Below are 17,623 nucleotides of genomic sequence, written 5' to 3'. Positions count from 1 at the left end.
ATCGTTATCGTGATACTGGCATCAGTAATCGGAAAGCCGGAACGCCGCCATCGACGGTATCACACGGTCGGCCCGGTGCAGCACGTCCGGGCTGCCCACGCCGACGGCGAACATGCCAGCGTCCTTGATCGACGCGACGCCGGCCGCCGCATCCTCGACACCCAGGCAGTCGCGTGGGTCCACGCCCAGGTGCGCGGCGGCCGTCAGGAAAATCTCCGGGTCCGGCTTGCCGTTGACGACGGTGGCGGCATCGACGACGTCGTCGAAACGGTCGCGGATGCCGAGGCGGTCGAGTACCGTGAACGCGTTGCGGCTCACGGACGCGAGTCCGATCTTCAGGCCCGCCGCACGCACCTCTTCCAGCGCGCGCAAGGCGCCGGGCAGCAGGTCGCCCGGCGTCATCGTCGCGATCGATTCCTGGTAGTGGCCGTTCTTCGCGTCGGCCAGCGCGCGCTTTTCCTCGGGCTTGTACGTGCGCGGCGCGCGCGCGAGGATCAGCTCGAGGGACCCCATGCGGTCGACGCCTTTCAGTTGCTCGTTGAACGCTTCGTCGAACGGCGCGTCGACGCTGTCCGCGAGGCGCTTCCACGCCAGGTAGTGGTAATGCGCCGTGTCGGTGATGACGCCATCGAGGTCGAAGATGACTGCTTTGAATCGTGTACTCATTGTTGGTTCTCCATGCGGATGTGCGCGCGCTGCGCGTCCAGCGCGACGGGCGTGCCCGCGTGCGCGAAGTTGAGTTGGTCGCCGCGCAGCAGGCGGTAGTCGGTGCCGGTGGCGTCGATCGCGACGTCCAGCAGCGCGCCGCGCACCTGGACCTTGAAGCGGTAGCCCGTCCACTGCGCGGGCAAGGTCGGTGCGAAGCGCAGGCCTGCCTCGTCGAGGCGCATGCCGGCGAAGCCGTAGGCGACGCCCAGCCACGTGCCGGCCATCGCGGCCGTGTGCACGCCGTATTGCGTGTTCGCGTGCGTGTTGTCGAGGTCCAGTCGCGCCGTCTCCATGAAGTAGGCGTACGCCTTTTGCTTGTCCCCGATCTCGCTCGCGACGATGCTGAAGATGCACGAGGACAGCGAGGAATCGTGCGTCGTCACCCGTTCGTAGAATTCGAAGTCGCGGCGCTTGTCGTCCAGCGAGAACTCCTTCGACAACAGCAGCAGCGCCAGCACGACGTCCGCCTGCTTGCACACCTGGTGGCGATAGATGACGAGCGGGTGGTAGTGCAGCAGCAGCGGGTAGTTCTCCTTCGGCGTGTTCGCGAAGTCCCATACTTTCTTCGACAGGAAGCTGTCGTCCTGTTCGTGGATGCCGAGGTCGTCGTCGTACGGCAGGAACATCGCGGCACTGGCGGCGCGCCATGCGCGGATCTCCGCGTCGTCCAGGCCAATGGCGTGCGCCACGCGCGCATAGTCGGCGGGCCGCTCGCTGCGCAGGCGCTCGGCGACGTCGGCCGCGAACGTCATGTGCATGCGCGCCATCGCGTTCGTGTAGTAGTTGTTGTTGACGAGGGCCGTGTATTCGTCCGGCCCCGTCACCTCGTTGATGCAGAAGCGCCCCTTGCGGTCGTAGCTGCCGATGCCGGTCCAGATGCGCGCCGTCTCCAGCACGATCTCGGCGCCCTGCTCCGCCATGAAGTCGAAGTCGCTTGTGGCCAGCAGGTACAGGCGGATCGAGTACGCGACGTCGGCATTGATGTGGTACTGCGCCGTGCCGGCCGGGAAGTAGGCGGAACACTCCTCGCCCGCGATCGTGCGCCATGGGTACAATGCGCCCTTGTCGTGCGCCATCTGGCGTGCCCGCTCGCGCGCCTTCGGCAGGCCGTTGTAGCGGTACTGCAGCAGCGCGCGCGCGATCTCGGGACGGGAATACAGGAAGAACGGGAACACATAGATTTCCGTGTCCCAGAAATAGTGTCCCTCGTACCCCTCGCCCGTCACGCCCTTCGCGGCGATATTCGTCCTGCCGTCGCGGCCGACCGATTGCAGCAGGTGGAACTGGTTGAAGCGCACGCCCTGCTGCAAGGCGTCGTCGCCGGCGATGGCGACGTCGGCATCAATCCAGAAGCGCGCGAGATACGCGGCCTGCTCGGCCGCGAGCGCGACGAAGCCGGCGTCGCGGGCGGCAGCCACTTCGGCGCGCGCGTGCGGGCCGGCGGCGGCGTCACGCATATCGCGCGAACTCGCGTACGCCACGTATTTGTGCACGGTGAACGTGGCGCCCTGCGCGACGTCGGCCTCGAACGCCTGGCCCAATGCGACCGGCTCCACGCGCACGGCGCTTGCCGCGGACGGCACGGATGCCGTCGCCGTCGCCAGCGTGAAGCCGCTGTGACGCGTCTTCTGCAACAGGAGCACGTCCTGCGCGCCCACCTCACGCGCGACCTCGACGAGCGATGGCCCCGTCAACGCGGAGCCCACGCGCGGATCGTCGCCGGCCTGCAGGTTCGTCACGTCGGCATCGACGTCCGCGACGATGCGCACGGTGCCGGAAAAATTCAGCGGCGTGACGGCGTATTCGATGGCGGCCACGTGCTTGCGCGAGAGCGCGACGAGGCGGCGGCTCGCGATGCGCAGGCGCTTGCCGGTGCTCGTTTCCCACTCCACCGTGCGCACGAGGAGGCCCGTGCGGAAGTCCAGCGTGCGCTCCCACGCGAGCACGCGGCCGGTGTCCAGCGCAAAGCGTTCGCCGTCGACGACGGCCGCGACGCGCTTCGCGTTCGGCACGTTCAGCATGAACTCGTTCACGCGTGCGAGGCCGTAGGCATTCTCCGGATAGCGGATCGATTCCGTGTCGTGGAAGCCGTTCAGGTACGTGCCTTCCAGCGTCTGGCCGGCGCCGCCCGTGGTCCCCTCGTCCGGCGTGCCGCGCATGCCGATCCAGCCGTTCCCCAACGTGAACAGGGTCTCGTGCAGGAACGCGCGCGCCGGCTCCAGCGCGTCCTCGCGGATGCGCCACGGCTCGGCCGCGATCGCGCTATTGTTATCGATGTCATTTTTCACTTCGGTTTCCTCGTTCGTGCGCGGGGCGCGGATTCAAGCGTTATCGGTGGTAATGGGCGATCAGGTGTGGCGGACGATCAGCGTGGTGGGCAGCATTTCGGACTGCGCCGGCTGGCCTTCGATCATGGCCAGCATTTTTTTCGCGAGCAGCACGCCGCCGTCGCGCAGGTATTGGTGGACACTCGTCAGCGGCGGCACGAAGCTGGCGGCGCCCGGCGTGTCGTCATAGCCGATCACGGAAATGTCGGCGGGCACGCGCAGCCCCGCTTCCGTCAGCGCGCGGATGGCGCCCATCGCGAGCAGGTCGCTGGCGGCGAACAGGCCGTCGATACTGTGGCCGCTCTTCTTTTTCAACAGCGACGTCACGCAGTCGAAACCCGCTTCGAACGTGAACGCCTTCGGGCGCAGGATGTGCACGGTGGCGCGGCCGGACAGCGCGTCGATGAAGCCGGCGCAGCGTTCCTGCACTTCGGCATGGTCGACGTCGCCCACGAAGATCAGCTTGCGCCGCCCCTGTTCCAGGAAGCGTTCGGCGACGCTGGCGCCACCCTTGCGGTTGTCGGAGCCAACCACCGTGTACGTCGCGCCCTCTTCCGGCGCGCCCCACACGACGAGCGGCAACGTGGTCTGCTGCAAGGCCTTCACCGCTTCGCCATGCGAACCCTGGCCCAGCAGGATCAGGCCGTCGGCGCCCTGCACGGGGGCGGTGTCGAGCAACTGCTTCGACGTGAGCACGACGCTGTAGCCGGCCGTCGTGAGTTCCTGCGTGATGCCGCCCAGGAGTTCGAGCGGATACGGGTCGGACATCGGGCGGCCCTTCACGGGCGTCATCTCTACGACGACGGCGACGGAATACGACCGGCGCATGCGCAAGTTGCGCGCGCTGATGTTGAAGCGGTAGCCCTGCTCCTGCGCGATCTTGCGGATTTTTTCGCGCGTGCTGTCCGTCACGAGCGGACTGTCGCGCAGCGCGCGCGACACCGTGATCGTGGAGACGCCGGCGATCTTCGCCAGGTCTTCCATCGTCACGGCCGATTCGCCGGCCAGGGGTTTCTTCGCGTGCGCCATGTTGTTCAGGTTCGGTAAAGCAGAGGTAGCGATATCAGATTACTTGAGCGGACCGCATTATGACAGATTTTTTTGCCGTGTCGACAAAAAATGACATCGATAGCATTTCGATTGACATCGATGTCAATGCGATGTTTCAATGGCCGCACTTTCCTTATCGATCCAACAATCGATGGGGAAACCGGGGAGGAGACGCCCCACACGGTTCCCAAACACCAGAGAGCATAAAATGAAAAACACCATGCAGTTCCCGCAACTGTCGGCAGTTGCCCTCGCCGTTCTCGCGCTCGTGGCCCAGTCCGAGGCCAGCGCCCAGCAAGCTTCCCCGCAGTCCGCGCAGAACGGGGTCCAGCAGGAAATCCAGCAAGTCGTCGTGACCGGTACGGCATCGGCCTCCGGCACGCGCAAGATCGACACGAGCTTCTCGATCACGACGGCGACGGAAGAGCAGCTGAAGCAGGCCGCCCCGTCCAGCACCGCGGACGTGCTGAAGATCGTGCCGGGCGTGTACGCCGAAGCGACGGGCGGCCAGTCCGGCGCCAACATCGAGGTGCGCGGCTTCCCGTCGGGCAGCGATTCGCCGTTCGTCTCCGTGCAGATGAACGGCAATCCGATCTATCCGGTGCCGGTGCTGTCGTTCTTCGAAGGCTCGTCCGCATTCCGCCTCGACGACACGATCGAGCGCGTGGAAGTGCTGCGCGGCGGTCCGAGCACGATCTACTCGAGCGGCCAGCCGGGCGCGACGATGAACTTCATCATGAAGAAAGGCGGCGACGATCCGGAAGGCAGCCTGCGCTTCACGACGGGCACCGGCAGCCTGCGCCGCTTCGACGGCGTCTACAGCGGCAAGATCGCCGACGGCTGGTATGGCATGATCGGCGGCTTCTACCGCACGACGAACGGCGTGCGCGACGCGGGCTTCCCCGCGGACGACGGCGGCCAGTTGTCCGCGTCGCTCACCCGCAAGCTGGACCAGGGCGAGCTGACCGTGTACGCCCGCTCGACGTCGGACAAGAACGCGTTCTACACGGGCGTGCCGCTGATTTCGTCGAACAACGGCCACACGATCTCGTCGTTCCCCGGTTTCGACCCGCTGCGCGGCACCCTGATGAGCAACGAGATGCGCAACTTCACGGTGGAAGCCGGTCCGGGCAAGACGCTGACGTACGACCTGGGCGACGGCCGCGGCCTGTCGTCGAACCTGGTCGGCGCGGACTTCCAGCAAAAGCTGAACGGCTGGGACGTGTCGAACAAGTTCAACTACTTCAAGGGCGACCTGAACACGATCGCCATGTTCACGGGTAACAACCCGCTGAGCGCCGCCGACTACGTGAGCCAGGCCATCGCATCAAGCAACGGCAACGCGGCCGTGCTGGCGGCAGCGGGCGCGCCCGCGACGAGCGGCGCCATCACCTACGTCAACGGCGGCGGTACCGTGGCAGGCGACCAGCAAGTCGTGCAGGCGGGCCTGTGGGCCGTCGAGAAAAAGCTGCGCTCGTTCACGGACGAATTCCGCGTCAGCCGCGACATCGGCTACAACAACACGATCACGGCCGGCGCCTACATCGCCAACTACTCGTCGCACGACGTCTGGTACCTCGGCAACAGCCACCTCATGACGGCGACGCCGAACGCGCGCCTCATCAACGTCCAGCTGAACAACGGTGCCGTCGTCTCGAAGAACGGTACGGACGGCAACGTGTTCTACGCGCCGGTGGCATCGTACGACGGCCACAACACCGCGGTGTTCCTGGCCGACGAATGGCGCATCAACGACCGCATCAAGGTCGACGCCGGCATGCGCCACGAGAAGCAGCACATTTCGGGCACGATCTCGAACCTGACGTCGGGCGACACGGACAACAATCCGCTGACCGTGTACAACAACGGCACCTCGATGCCGAGCGGCAGCTTCACGGGACTGTCGCGCGACGACACCGCGAACTCGTTCACGGCGGGCGGCCTGTACAAGCTCACGAAGGATTCCAGCGTGTTCGTGCGTGCCAACCAGGGCCACACGTTCATCTACTTCGACGACTTGCGCAATGCCGGCAGCCAGGACGTCGTGAACGACCGCAACCGCGTCCCGACGCCGAAGGTCACGCAGTACGAGATCGGCTACAAGACGGCCACGCCGCTGTACAGCGCCTACGTGAACGCGTTCTTCACGGATTTCACGGGCATCTCGTTCCAGCAGATCACGACGAACGGCGTGCTGTATTCGGTGAGCGGCTCGCAGGGCAAGGGCCTGGAATTCGAACTCGCCGTGCGTCCCATCACGGACCTGCAACTGCAGTTGACGGGCGACTGGCAGGACTCCACGTACAAGGACAACCCGGCCATCTCGGGCAACCAGGTGCAGCGCCAGCCGAAGTTCCAGTACCGCTTCTCGCCGAGCTACCGTCTGCCGGTCGGCGATTACGCGCTGCGTTTCTACGGCACGTACGCGCACGTGGGCGCGCGCTGGGCGGACCAGCAGAACACCCAGTACCTGCCGTCGTATAACACGCTGGACCTGGGCATCCTGGCCGAACTGTCGGACAAGCTGGAATTCCGCGTCACGGGCACGAACGTCAACAACGCGCTGGGCCTCACCGAAGGCAACTCGCGCCTCGTCGGCGCCAGTGTCGGCCCGATCAACGCTCGTCCGATCTTCGGCCGCGCCTGGGAAGCTTCGCTGACCTACCGCTTCTGATGGCCTGATTCGCCTCTTCTTCTGCTGTACCCTCTTGGCGGGACTCCGGTCCCGCTTTTTTTCGTTGGTTCCGGTGTGTCCTGTGCTTTTGATGCTAGCCTATGCCAGGACCCGCACCGGAGGTATCGATGACCGTCAGAGTCTACCGTTTCGCGCAGCAGCCGATCGACAGCGACGCGACGTTAGCGCATGCTTACGCGACGATGGAATTCATCATCCGCAACAAGCTGACTGCCGTACCCGACAGCGAGATGGATGTCGACCCGACGCACGTCGACCAGGAAGGACGCTACCTGGGACTGAACAGCGGCAAACCCGCCTGACACCACACTTGCCCGCAGCCTCACGTCTCGCTTTTCAACCCACGCCGCGCATCTGTCAAGACATGTTTGTTGCCGATCCGCTACGTTCCAACGCGCATCGACGACTTGCTTGCATCGCTTTTTGATCGCTTTACCCATTGCGGTTGATCATCTCCGTTTTCCTCATCCTCCCGACACTGTTTTCCTCTGTGAAACCTGCATTTTGACCACGTCATCGCGTGCGACTTTGCTCCCGCTTTTGTTGTCATTGTGATCATGTTGATATCGAAATCGGTATTAGAAACCCAGAAAAAATCATTGGATCGATAACCGTTGGGTCTCTAACATGAATTAACAGCTGGGTTGAGAAGCACTTTTTGATAACTACAAATACAGGAGACGTATGAAATCGCAAGTATCTGCACGTCCGTTGGCCTTGAAGCTGAGCGTGACTGCCCTGATGGGTGCCGGCCTGCTCACCAGCGCCTCGGTTTGGGCGCAAGCAGCCACCGACAACACTGCGCCGGTCGAGACCGTGGTCGTCACCGGCCTCAGGGCATCGCTGAGCAAGAGCCTGGCGATCAAGCGCACCAACGACCAGGTCGTGGAATCCGTCGTTGCCGAAGACATCGGCAAGTTGCCTGATAACAACGTCGTCGAAGCGCTGCAGCGCGTGACGGGTATCCAGGTCACCAATCGCGCCGGCGGCGAAGTCGGCACCTTGTCCATCCGTGGCCTGCCCGACGTCGAAACCACCTGGAACGGCCGCAATATCTTCACCGCGTCCGGCACGCAAGTCGCGCTTCAGGATATTCCTTCGACCCTGGTGCGACAAATCGACGTCTACAAGACGCGCGATGCCAGCCAGCTGGAAACCGGCATCGCAGGCCAGGTCGACGTCAAGTCGCTACGGCCGTTCGATTTCAAGGGTTCGAAAGTGTCGCTGTCGGCACGTGAAACCTATCTCGAGCCCGCAAAAAAGGCGAACCCGCAGCTGAGCGCCATGGCAAGCAACCGCTGGCAAACGGGCATCGGCGAAATCGGTGCCCTCGTCAATCTGTCGGCGACCAAGACGACGTACCGCAACGAGAGCGTGACGCCGGGTGCCATGGTGCCGTTCGTCAGCCCCAATGCCGCTGAAGATCCCTCGGGTTACACGCCGTTGCAGCGCGTCTTCGACAATAAGATCTGGACGCCTGGTACGCATACCGGCCTGCCGATGGCTGCGGGTTCGACGCTGAATTTCGGTGGCCAAGCGTATCCGTATTACCTGGCACGCGACGCCGTCTTCCAGAGCGACGTCGAGGGCGAGCGCAAGCGTCCTGCCGCCAATATCGCCTTGCAGTGGAAACCGAACAGCGATTCGGTCTATACCTTCGAATCGATGTACAGCGGTTATCGTGACAAGTCCTTCAACCGGTTGCTGTTCAGCTTTGTCGACTGGTGGGGGGACCTCGGCAGCAATCCTGCAGGGACGATCACGACGTATCCGGGAACGAACGTCATCCAGAGCCGTTCGGTCAATAACGTCTATGGCTTCAACAGCGGCGACTACACGACGTCGGCAACCGATTCCTACGTGTATGCCCTGAACGGTAAATGGAACGTCGGCGACCGCCTGACGCTGGACGGTGATCTGTCGTACCAGACCAGCACCTATCACTCGGAATTCACGGCCACCCGGATCGATCGCGTCGCACCGTCCATCAACGTCAAGTTCAATGACGGCAACAACAACACGTCGTTCCATTTCAATAACGACGCCGACCTGGCCGACCCGACCAAGTGGAACGTCGCGCAGTTCTACGATAACGCCAACCGCAACAAGGGCAGCGCCGCGACGGCCAGTCTGACGGGCGTCTTCGATGCCGACTGGGGCGCGCTGAAGACGATCCATTTTGGCGCGCGCCTCGACGACCGCAAGGCGTCAGAGGCCAACCGGACGCAATCGGCCTTCCTGGGCCGCAACCTCGCCTCGCTGGGTGCCGCGTATTCCTCCGTCAACGCGAACTTCGGCACGGACATCTCGGACGTTCCGCGCTCGTGGGTGGAGCCCAATGCCTACTACATCCGCGACCATATCGACGACTGGCGTAACCTCTACCACTCGGCCGATGCGAACTTCATGACGACGGACCAACTGCGCCTGCAGAAGACATTCGATGTCGATGAAAAGACGACCAACCTCTTCGTGATGGGGAATACCGAGAACGAGCTGTTCGGCCATTCCCTGCGCAGCAATTTCGGCGTGCGCTACGTCAAGGTCAAGACCGACATGAGCTTCTACAAGGTCGATGCCACCACCAAGGCGGTCACGCCGACGGGTGCCAGTAAGTCGACCAGCAAGCTGCTGCCCAGCATGACCCTGATCTACGACCCGTCCAAGGACGTCGTGGTGCGCTTCAACTACGGCGAAACCCTGCGCCGCCCGAACTTCGGCGATCTGAATCCGGTCCTGCAACTCGGCGACGACGTGTCGAAGGTGGGTTATGGCTCGGGCAGCGGCGGCAATCCGGACCTGAAACCGACGCGCTCCAAGAACCTCGACCTGACGGCCGAGTGGTATTTCCAGAAGGACAGCGCACTCTACGGTACGCTGTTCAAGCGCAAGATCGACGGCCTGGTCGTGGGCTTGCGTCACCGGGTTCACGTCGATCCGGCGAACGATCCGTTCCGCAACTCGACCTCGGGCGGCGACCATACGAACGGCTATGACTACGTCATCAACTCGCCGGTCAACGCCTCGAACGGCACGATCAAAGGCGCCGAACTCGGCTTGATCTACTTCCCGAAGTGGCTGCCGAGCGCGCTGGACGGCCTGGGATTCCAGGGCAGCTATACGCACCTGACCTCGTCGCAGAACGTGCCCGACGCGAACGATGCCGGCGTCATCGTCTCCCAGCTCGAGACGCCGTTCTTCGGGGTGTCCAACAGTTCGTACAACGCCACTCTGGCTTACGAAAAGGGCCCGATCAGCGCGCGCCTGTCGCAAGTCTGGCGCTCCGGCTTCCTGGCCAGCAACGAAGCCGCGTTGTTCGCCAATCCGATCGGTATCTGGCGTCATCCGGAGAAGAGCGTGGACATGCAAATCTCCTACAAGATCAACGACAATATGTCGATCGATCTTAGCGGGGTGAACTTGACCAACGAGATGCAACAGCAGTACTACCACTTCGGCACTGCTGGTAACGCGCAGTTGACCAATTTCGGTACCGTGCAGATCGGACGTTCGGTCTCGGCTGCGCTTCACTGGAAGCTGTAAGCCGCGGCGGTCGACAAGACTCGCTAGTTAGACAGGGCGTTGCTCGGTTCGCACCGGCAACGCCCTTTTTCATTTCACATCACACTCATTTCACCGCGCCCGCCACATTGATGAACGGAATCGCGCCGCCGGCAACGTTAGGCAGCTTGCCATCCCACTTCTCGATGGCCATGCGCTGGTTTTCCATTTCGCGCAGGCGGATCAGTTCCGGCGTCACCTGCTGGCGCTGCACGGCCAGCGACTCCGCCTCGGCCTTGGCCTGCGCCACGCGCTGCTTCGCTTCGACCTCGATGCGCTGCAGGTCGCGTTCGGCCTTCAGCTTCAGCTGCTCGGCCGTCGTCTTCGCTTCGATCGCATCGTTGAACGAGCGCGAGAAATTGAAGTTCACGATGGAGAACTCGTCGACCACGATGCCATGCCGTGCCAGCCGTTCGCGCAGCTGCGCGATGATCTGGTCGCGTACGTCCGTGCGCTTGGCGATCAGCTCTTCCGCCGTGAAGCGCGCCGTGACGGCCTTCACGGCTTCCTGCACGGAGGGAATGATGATGCGCTGGCCCGGCTCGTTGCCCAGGTCGCGGAACACCGTCACCGCGGCATCCGGCCGCACGTGGTAGTTCAGCGCCACGCGCGTGTGCACGGTCTGCAGGTCGCGCGACGCGGCGTCGCCCTCGCCTTCGCCCTTCTGGATCGAGACGTTGACGAGGTTCAGCCTTTGCGCCAGCGGCACGCGGAAGTGGATGCCTTCGCTCAGCACCTGGTCGCTCGGGCTGCCGAACGTCGTCATCACGCCCCGGTAGCCGGCCGGCACCGTGCCGAACGGCGCCAGCGCGAACAACAGGATCACCACGACCACCGCGGCGATGAGCTTCACCCCCGCATTCAAAGACGTTCCATTCATGTTGCATCCCTTTCAGCTTGGTTCCGCCGATCGCTGCCGGATCGGCGGGTCGTCATATGTCTTGACGATGGACAAAGTGTATAGCTGTCAAGCGAGCAATAGAATCAGAAATATCAGAGGTTCGACTGCGGGAAAGCCGAAGGATGCCCGGCGGAGCCGGCCCGTTCAGGCCGCGATGCCGTCGGCAAAATCGCGGTACGTCCGCAGCGGGCGGCCCAGCAGCGCGGTCAGGCGGTCGACGTCGCCCGCTGCCGGCACCATGCCGTCGGCGAGGAAGCGCTCACTCATCAGGCGCATGTCGTAGGCCATCCACGCCGGCATGAACCCACGCAGGTTCTGTTCGAAGCCGGCCGTGTCATCGCCGCCGTAGGCCACGGTGCGGCCCAGCACGTCCGACCAGATGGCGGCGACGTCCGCGCCCGTCAGCGTGTCCGGGCCGACGAGGTTGATGCGTTCGAGCGGCAGCGGCCGCGTGGCGTCGGCGCGGCGGATCAGCTCGATCGCCGCGATCTCGCCGATGTCGCGCGCATCGATCATCGCGACGCCCTTCGCGCCGATCGGCATCGGGTACGTCCCGTAGCCGAGCACGACGTCCTTGATGGTCACATCGTTGTCCATGAAGTAGGCCGGGCGCAGGATCGTGGCCGAAAACCCCATGCGCTCGATCATCCGCTCGACGCCATACTTGCCCGCGAAGTGAGGCACGTCGACGTACAGGTCGCTGTGGATGACGGACAGGTACACGACCCGGTCCACGCCCGCTTCCCGCGCCACGTTCAGGGTGACGAGCGCCTGCGTGAATTCGTCGGGCACGACGGCGTTGAGCAGGAACAGCGCCGATACGCCATCGAAGGCACGGCGCAGCGCGTCCACGTCCAGCAGGTCACCCTGCACGACGTCGACGCCCGCCGGAAAATCGGCCTTGGCGGGGTCGCGGACAAGGGCCCGCACCTTGGCGCCGCGTTGCACGAGTTGGTGGACGACGTGGCGGCCCACATTGCCCGTTGCGCCGGTGACGAGGATGGTCATGATGTTCTCCTGTTTGAGGTTGAGAGGTGTCGGTTGACGCTTCACAGCTTAGGCGTCCCAACAGCGATCCGATAGACGATAGAATTGGACATCCCGTCTCACAGGTGGAACACATGGACTTGCTGGCGCTCGCCGATTTCAATCTTGTCGCCCGCCACGGCGGCTTCGGCCGCGCCGCGCGGGCGAGCGGCCGTCCGAAGGCCACGCTGTCGCGCCGCGTCGCGGAACTGGAGGCGAGCCTTGGCCTGCGCCTGTTCGAACGGGGCGGGCATACGCTGAAGCTGACGCAGGAGGGACGCACCCTGCACGAGCGCACGGCGGCATTGCTGACGGAGATCGACGAGACGGCGGCCGCGCTCGCATCCGGCGGCGAACGCCCGCGCGGCCGGATGCGGGTCAGCGCGCCGCTGCTGTTCTCGCAGACGGCGATGGGCAAGCTGGCCGCCGGGTTCGCGTTGCGCTACCCGGACGTGCGGCTGGAAGTGACGACGGACGACCGGCCCGTGGACATGGTCGAGGAAGGCTACGACCTCGTGATCCGCGTGAATCCCGATCCCGACGACAACCTCATCGGCCGCATCTTCCTGCGCGACCGCATGGTCGTCGTCGCGGCCCCGTCACTCGCGCAGCCGCCGGAAGGCGTCCCCGCCCCTGCCGTCGTGCGCGACGAGGGCAGCCGCGCGTGGAACGTGACGGGGCGGCCCGCCATCGCGATCGCGCCCGTGCTGCGGCTGTCGTCACTGATGATGGTGCGCGATGCCGTGCGGACGGGCATCGGTGCCGCGTGCCTGCCCGTCTCGCTCGTCGGCCGCGACCTCGCGGCCGGCACGCTGGTCTGCTGGGGCGACGTGGACGGGCCGGAGATCGCCCTGTGGGCGCTGTACCCGTCGCGGCGGCTGCTGAGCGCGCGCGTGGCCGCCTTCCTCGACTGGATCAAGGAAGCGTTTCCGCGCGGGACGCCGGACGAGCTGGCGAACTATCTCTGCGCTTGATCGACGAGGAAGCGAAACGTGGGTTCGATATTGCGCGCGTGCAGGTGGCGGACGATGTCGTCCAAGGTCGCATCCTTCAGCAGCAGGCCGGCGGGCGTACCGCCGTCACGCGGCGCTGCCACGATCAGCGGCTGCACCGAAGCGGGTCCGGGCGCCAGCCGCGCCAGCGCGGCCTGGAACCGGTCGGCGCTGATACTCTCGAGCCCGTCGAGGAACGCGACCTGCCCCGGCGCGGGCGGCGCCATCTCGAGCCCGGATTCGTCCGCGAACGAGGCGCCCATGCCCGGATGGATGAACGCGGCCCAGCGGCCCGTCGCCGCGTCCAGGCACGGCGGCAGTTCGACGGGCGCGCCGACGACGTCACCGGCCGCCGGCAGCGTGTCCGGCCACAGGCGGGCAAGGCCGTCGACGAAGCGGCGCGCATCGGCCAGCGGGACGGGCACCGCCAGCGACAGCCACAGCACGTAGCCGCCCGCGCTCGCGACGCTCACGGCCGGCGCGGGAAGGGCGAAGTCCGCCTGCAGGGCGTTCGCGACGGTGCATAACCGGTCCCAGTGATGGGCGTCCTCGCCGGCCGCCCTGCGGAACGGGAGCACGATGGCGCGCGTGACCCCGTCCGCTGCGAGGTCGACGGGCGCGCATGCCCGGCCTTCTCCGCGTTGCGCCAACGCCTGCGCGGCCGGGCTGCCCGGCAGCAGGTACAGGCGGATCAATTCCGAAATCAGCTTTTCCATGGTGTCCTCGACGTCGAACGGGCCGCCATTCTGACACAACCCCGGGCCGCGCCGGCGTCAGGCCGCCGCCGCGTGGCCCTCGCGCGCGACGACGCGGTTGCGTCCGGCGCCCTTCGCTTCGTACAGCAGGCGGTCGGCCACGTCGACCCAGGCCAGCGGATCGTTGCGGTCCGCCAGCGCCGGGTGGCCGACGTACAGGCCCATGCTGAGCGTGACGCGGCCGGCCGGATTGTCCTGGTGGCGCAGGTCGAGGCCAGCCACCGCGGCGCGGATGCGGTCGGCCACGGCTTGCGCGCCGGCGAGGTCGGTGTCGGCCAGGATGACGGCGAATTCCTCGCCACCGTAACGCGCCGCGAGGTCGGCGGGCCGGCGCGCGCCGACCTCGATGGCACCGGCCACCCGGCGCAGGCAATCGTCGCCGGCCACGTGGCCGTAGCGGTCGTTGTACTGCTTGAAGTGGTCGATGTCGATCATGACGAGGGCGAACGGGGCGCCGCTGCGGCGCGCGCGCTCGTACTCGCGGACGAGGCGGTCCTCGAACAGGCGGCGGTTGGCGAGGCCCGTCAGGCTGTCGCTGTCGGCCAGGTTCTGCAGCGACGCGTTGTGGCGCTGCAGCGCCGCACTCGCGCGGCGCAGGTCGCCTTCGAGCCGCTCGCGGATACGGATCTGGGCCACGAGGAGGCCGCCGGCCCAGGCCAGCAGCAGCAACGCCGCAACTCCCAGCACCGCCGTCTGCAGCGTGCTGCGGCGCCAGCCGGCGAGCATCTCGTCCACGGCCACCCCGCACGCGACGAACAGCGGAAAGCCCTGCAGGTGGCGGTAGCTGTACAGGCGCTCGACGTTGTCGATGCGGGGCGTCAGCATGACCGATCCCGGCCTGGTACTGTTCTGGGCCAGTTGCCAGATGGTGCCGTTGCGGATGTCCATGCCGACCTGGTCCTCGTTGAACGGCCGGCGGAAGATCAGCGTGCCGTTGTCGAGCGCAAGGACGATGGTGCCGTTCTTGCCGACGTCGAAACTCTCGTAGAAGCGGCCGAACCAGGCCAGGTTGAGCGTGGCCAGCGCCACCCCCGCGAAACTGCCGTCGGGCGCTTCGATGCGGCGCGACAGCGGCAGGATCCATGCCCCCGTCGAGCGGCTGCGCACGGGCACGCTCACGTGCGTGCCCCGGTCGTTGTGCAGCAGGTGGTACTGGAAATACTCGCGGTCGAAATTATTGCCCTGCATGGGCCGCGGCAGCGACGACGTCAGCCACTTGCCGTCCGGGCCGTACACGAACAGGCCGTGCAGCTCGCCCACGTCGTGCGTGATCGTGCGCAGCCGCTGCGTGAGGCGCGCGGCCGCCGCGTCGTCCATGCCGTCGTGTTCGATGCGCTCGACCATCTCGGCCAGCACGGCGTCGCCCAGCTTGATCGACGTTTCCGCGTGCGACGCGAGGGCACGCGCCATATTGGCCGTGGTGACGCGGCTGTCGTCCAGCTCCGTCCGATATGCGCGCCAGGCGCTCCACGCCTGCAGGGCGGCCAGCAGCACGCAAAAGCAGGACAGCAAAACGATGGCGAGCGTCGCCAGCGGACGGCGCGACCCGTCGGGCACGGGCAATGCGGAGTCGGCGGGTTCGCCGCCGATCCCGGCGCGGTCATCGGAATTGTCCATGCGTTGCTCCGGATCCTCTCGGCCCCCAGCTTAGCCGCGTCGCGTCGCCGCGTCCACCGGCGCACGGTACCGGGGGTATCCGGCCCGCTAGATTTCCACTTGCGTGCCCAGCTCGATGACCCGGTTGGTCGGAATGCGATAGTAGTCGGCGGCATCGCGCGCGTTGCGCTGCATCGCGACGTACAGGTGCTCGCGCCACGGCGCCATGCCGCCGCCCGGTGTCGAGATCACGGTCTGTCGCGCGACGAAGAACGACGTCTCCATCGTGTCGAACGGCAGCCCGAGTGTTGCGCATTGCGCGAGCATGCCGGGGATGTCCGGCTCGTCCTTGAAACCGAACCTGACGTCGACCTGGTGGCAGCCATGCCCCAATGCCGTGATGCGGATCCGCGCCGACGCATCGACCCGGGGCTCGTCCGTGATGTGCACGGTAAGAAACACGACGCGTTCGTGGAGGACCTTGTTGTGCAAAAGATTGTGCAACATTGCATGGGGTACGCCATCGCTCTCGCCGCGCAGGAAGATGGCGGTGCCGGGAACCCGCGTCGGCGGGCCAATGAACAGTGACTCCAGGAAAGCGTCGAGCGGAATGGCATGCTTTTGCAGATTGTCGAACACCTGCTGGCGGCCGCGGCGCCAGGTCAGCATCACGGTGAACAGCAAGACGCCCAGCGTCAGCGGGAACCAGCCGCCGTGCAGCAGTTTCAGCACGTTGGCCGAAAAGAACGCCGCGTCGATCAGGAAAAAGAAGCCGGTCGCGCCCAGGCACAGCAGCAGGTTCATGCGCCAGCGGTAGCGGATCACGAAATAGGTCAGGATCGTGGTCGCCAGCATCGTCGCGGTGACCGCGATGCCGTATGCCGACGCCAGGTTGTCGGACGAGCCGAATCCGATCACGGCCAGCAGCACCGCGATCAGTTGCAGCCAGTTGATGAGCGGAAGATAGACCTGGCCGATCTCGCGCTCCGACGTGTGCACCGTGCGCATGCGCGGCAGGAAGCCCAGCGCGATCGCTTCCTTCGTCATCGAGAACGTGCCGGAGATCGTCGCCTGCGACGCGATGACGGTCGCGACGGTCGACAGCACGACGAGCGGATACACGCTCCAGGCGCCCAGTTGCTGGTAGAACGGATTCGCGATCGCCTCCGGCCGGGCCAGCAGCAGGCCGCCCTGTCCAAGATAATTCAGTGCAAGCGCCGGAAAGGCGACGGCGAACCACGCGAGCCGGATCGGCGCGCGGCCGAAGTGCCCCATGTCGGCGTACAGCGCCTCGGCGCCCGTGAAGGCCAGCACGATCGCGCCGAGCGCGAGAAACCCCGTGCCCCGGTTGTCGATGAAGAAGCGCAGTGCGTGCCACGGGTTCAAGGCGACGAGGATGCCCGGGCTCGCGACGATGTTCAGCACGCCCATCGCCGCCAGCGCCGCGAACCACAGCAGCATGACGGGGCCGAACCAGCGGCCGATGCCCGCGGTGCCGTGGCGCTGTGCCGCGTACAGGCAGACGAGGACGACGATCGTCAGCGGCACGACGTAGGCCTTCAGCGCCGGCGTGGCGACTTCCAGCCCTTCGACCGCCGACAGCACGGAAATGGCCGGCGTGATCACGCTGTCGCCGTAGAACAGCGATGCGCCGAACACGCCGATCAGCAGGAGCGCGACGTGCAGGCGCTGGCGGTTGCCGACGGCGCCCAGCGCGAGCGCCAGCAACGCCATGATGCCGCCCTCGCCGCGGTTGTCCGCGCGCAGGACCAGCGTCACGTACTTGAAGGAGACGATGACGGTCAGGCCCCAGAAGATCAGCGACACGACGCCGATCAGGTTGGCCGGCGTGAGCGCCAGCCCGTGCTCCGGATCGAACACGGTCTTCAATGAATACAGCGGGCTGGTGCCGATGTCGCCGTACACGATGCCGACGGCAGCCAGCGCGAGGCCGGCGACGTTCTTCTTGTTGTGCTGCGTATCCAACCACGTTCTCCAGGCAATGTTCGTGA

At 65.5% G+C, this 17,623-nt stretch carries 12 protein-coding genes; 4 read left to right on the top strand and 8 right to left on the bottom strand.

The window, feature by feature from the left end:
• Positions 1–21 precede the first annotated feature (21 nt).
• The 3 genes from pgmB to HAV22_RS27055 are packed head-to-tail and all read right to left on the bottom strand — an operon-like array spanning position 22 to position 4,064.
• Entirely contained in the window at positions 22–666 is a 645-nt protein-coding gene (gene pgmB / locus HAV22_RS27065; protein WP_166863752.1) for a beta-phosphoglucomutase, read from the bottom strand.
• Entirely contained in the window at positions 663–2,996 is a 2,334-nt protein-coding gene (locus HAV22_RS27060; RefSeq protein WP_166863750.1) for a glycoside hydrolase family 65 protein, read from the bottom strand. The genes pgmB and HAV22_RS27060 overlap by 4 nt, the downstream gene beginning before the upstream one ends.
• Before the next feature lie 60 nt (positions 2,997–3,056).
• On the bottom strand, positions 3,057–4,064 hold the full coding sequence (locus HAV22_RS27055) for a LacI family DNA-binding transcriptional regulator (protein ID WP_166863748.1): 1,008 nt from the start codon (positions 4,062–4,064) through the stop codon (positions 3,057–3,059).
• Between the two features lie 229 nt (positions 4,065–4,293).
• Here HAV22_RS27055 and HAV22_RS27050 point away from each other — a divergent pair, with 229 nt between their 5' ends.
• From HAV22_RS27050 to HAV22_RS27040, 3 genes are all read left to right on the top strand, one after another.
• Positions 4,294–6,759 carry a TonB-dependent receptor gene (locus HAV22_RS27050; protein ID WP_166863746.1) on the top strand — a complete coding sequence of 822 codons (2,466 nt, stop codon included), beginning with the start codon at positions 4,294–4,296 and terminating at the stop codon, positions 6,757–6,759.
• A 128-nt stretch (positions 6,760–6,887) separates the two neighbouring features.
• Positions 6,888–7,082, top strand: a complete 195-nt coding sequence (locus HAV22_RS27045) for a hypothetical protein (protein WP_166863744.1) — start codon at positions 6,888–6,890, stop codon at positions 7,080–7,082.
• 382 nt (positions 7,083–7,464) lie between these two features.
• A complete protein-coding gene (locus HAV22_RS27040) occupies positions 7,465–10,323 on the top strand; it encodes a TonB-dependent receptor (RefSeq protein ID WP_166863742.1) in 2,859 nt (952 codons plus the stop codon).
• Positions 10,324–10,408: 85 nt separating this feature from the next.
• On the opposite strand, the gene HAV22_RS27035 is transcribed toward HAV22_RS27040, so the two are convergent.
• Together HAV22_RS27035 and HAV22_RS27030 are read right to left on the bottom strand one after the other, a co-directional pair.
• A complete protein-coding gene (locus tag HAV22_RS27035; RefSeq protein WP_208296387.1) occupies positions 10,409–11,194 on the bottom strand; it encodes a prohibitin family protein in 786 nt (261 codons plus the stop codon).
• 192 nt (positions 11,195–11,386) lie between these two features.
• Positions 11,387–12,250: an SDR family oxidoreductase gene (locus tag HAV22_RS27030; RefSeq protein WP_166863738.1), complete on the bottom strand. Its 864-nt coding sequence runs from the start codon at positions 12,248–12,250 to the stop codon at positions 11,387–11,389.
• Positions 12,251–12,363: 113 nt separating this feature from the next.
• On the opposite strand from HAV22_RS27030, the gene HAV22_RS27025 reads away from it, so the two are divergent.
• Positions 12,364–13,242, top strand: a complete 879-nt coding sequence (locus tag HAV22_RS27025) for a LysR family transcriptional regulator (RefSeq protein WP_166863736.1) — start codon at positions 12,364–12,366, stop codon at positions 13,240–13,242.
• Here HAV22_RS27025 and HAV22_RS27020 read toward each other — a convergent pair.
• The 3 genes from HAV22_RS27020 to HAV22_RS27010 all read right to left on the bottom strand — a co-directional run bounded on the left by HAV22_RS27020 (position 13,227) and on the right by HAV22_RS27010 (position 17,597).
• Complete coding sequence (locus tag HAV22_RS27020; protein WP_166863734.1) at positions 13,227–13,976, bottom strand: hypothetical protein; 750 nt, start codon at positions 13,974–13,976, stop codon at positions 13,227–13,229. The genes HAV22_RS27025 and HAV22_RS27020 overlap by 16 nt on opposite strands.
• Positions 13,977–14,033: 57 nt before the next feature.
• Entirely contained in the window at positions 14,034–15,632 is a 1,599-nt protein-coding gene (locus HAV22_RS27015; RefSeq protein WP_166863732.1) for a GGDEF domain-containing protein, read from the bottom strand.
• Between the two features lie 87 nt (positions 15,633–15,719).
• Complete coding sequence (locus HAV22_RS27010; protein WP_166863729.1) at positions 15,720–17,597, bottom strand: potassium transporter Kup; 1,878 nt, start codon at positions 17,595–17,597, stop codon at positions 15,720–15,722.
• Positions 17,598–17,623 lie beyond the last annotated feature (26 nt).

The sequence above is a fragment of the Telluria antibiotica genome (genome assembly GCF_011682055.1).
Lineage (GTDB): Bacteria > Pseudomonadota > Gammaproteobacteria > Burkholderiales > Burkholderiaceae_D > Telluria > Telluria antibiotica.
The sequence above is the reverse complement of the archived record's forward strand: the minus strand, read 5'-3'. Positions and strand labels throughout refer to the sequence as shown.

What these genes read in the sequence shown, in the direction of transcription:
- HAV22_RS27050 (WP_166863746.1), top strand. Translation starts at nt 4,294, where the DNA reads ATGAAAAACACCATGCAGTTCCCGCAACTGTCGGCAGTTGCCCTCGCC.
- HAV22_RS27040 (WP_166863742.1), top strand. Translation starts at nt 7,465, where the DNA reads ATGAAATCGCAAGTATCTGCACGTCCGTTGGCCTTGAAGCTGAGCGTG.
- HAV22_RS27015 (WP_166863732.1), bottom strand. Translation starts at nt 15,632, where the DNA reads ATGGACAATTCCGATGACCGCGCCGGGATCGGCGGCGAACCCGCCGAC.
- HAV22_RS27020 (WP_166863734.1), bottom strand. Translation starts at nt 13,976, where the DNA reads ATGGAAAAGCTGATTTCGGAATTGATCCGCCTGTACCTGCTGCCGGGC.
- HAV22_RS27030 (WP_166863738.1), bottom strand. Translation starts at nt 12,250, where the DNA reads ATGACCATCCTCGTCACCGGCGCAACGGGCAATGTGGGCCGCCACGTC.
- HAV22_RS27055 (WP_166863748.1), bottom strand. Translation starts at nt 4,064, where the DNA reads ATGGCGCACGCGAAGAAACCCCTGGCCGGCGAATCGGCCGTGACGATG.
- HAV22_RS27025 (WP_166863736.1), top strand. Translation starts at nt 12,364, where the DNA reads ATGGACTTGCTGGCGCTCGCCGATTTCAATCTTGTCGCCCGCCACGGC.
- HAV22_RS27045 (WP_166863744.1), top strand. Translation starts at nt 6,888, where the DNA reads ATGACCGTCAGAGTCTACCGTTTCGCGCAGCAGCCGATCGACAGCGAC.
- pgmB (WP_166863752.1), bottom strand. Translation starts at nt 666, where the DNA reads ATGAGTACACGATTCAAAGCAGTCATCTTCGACCTCGATGGCGTCATC.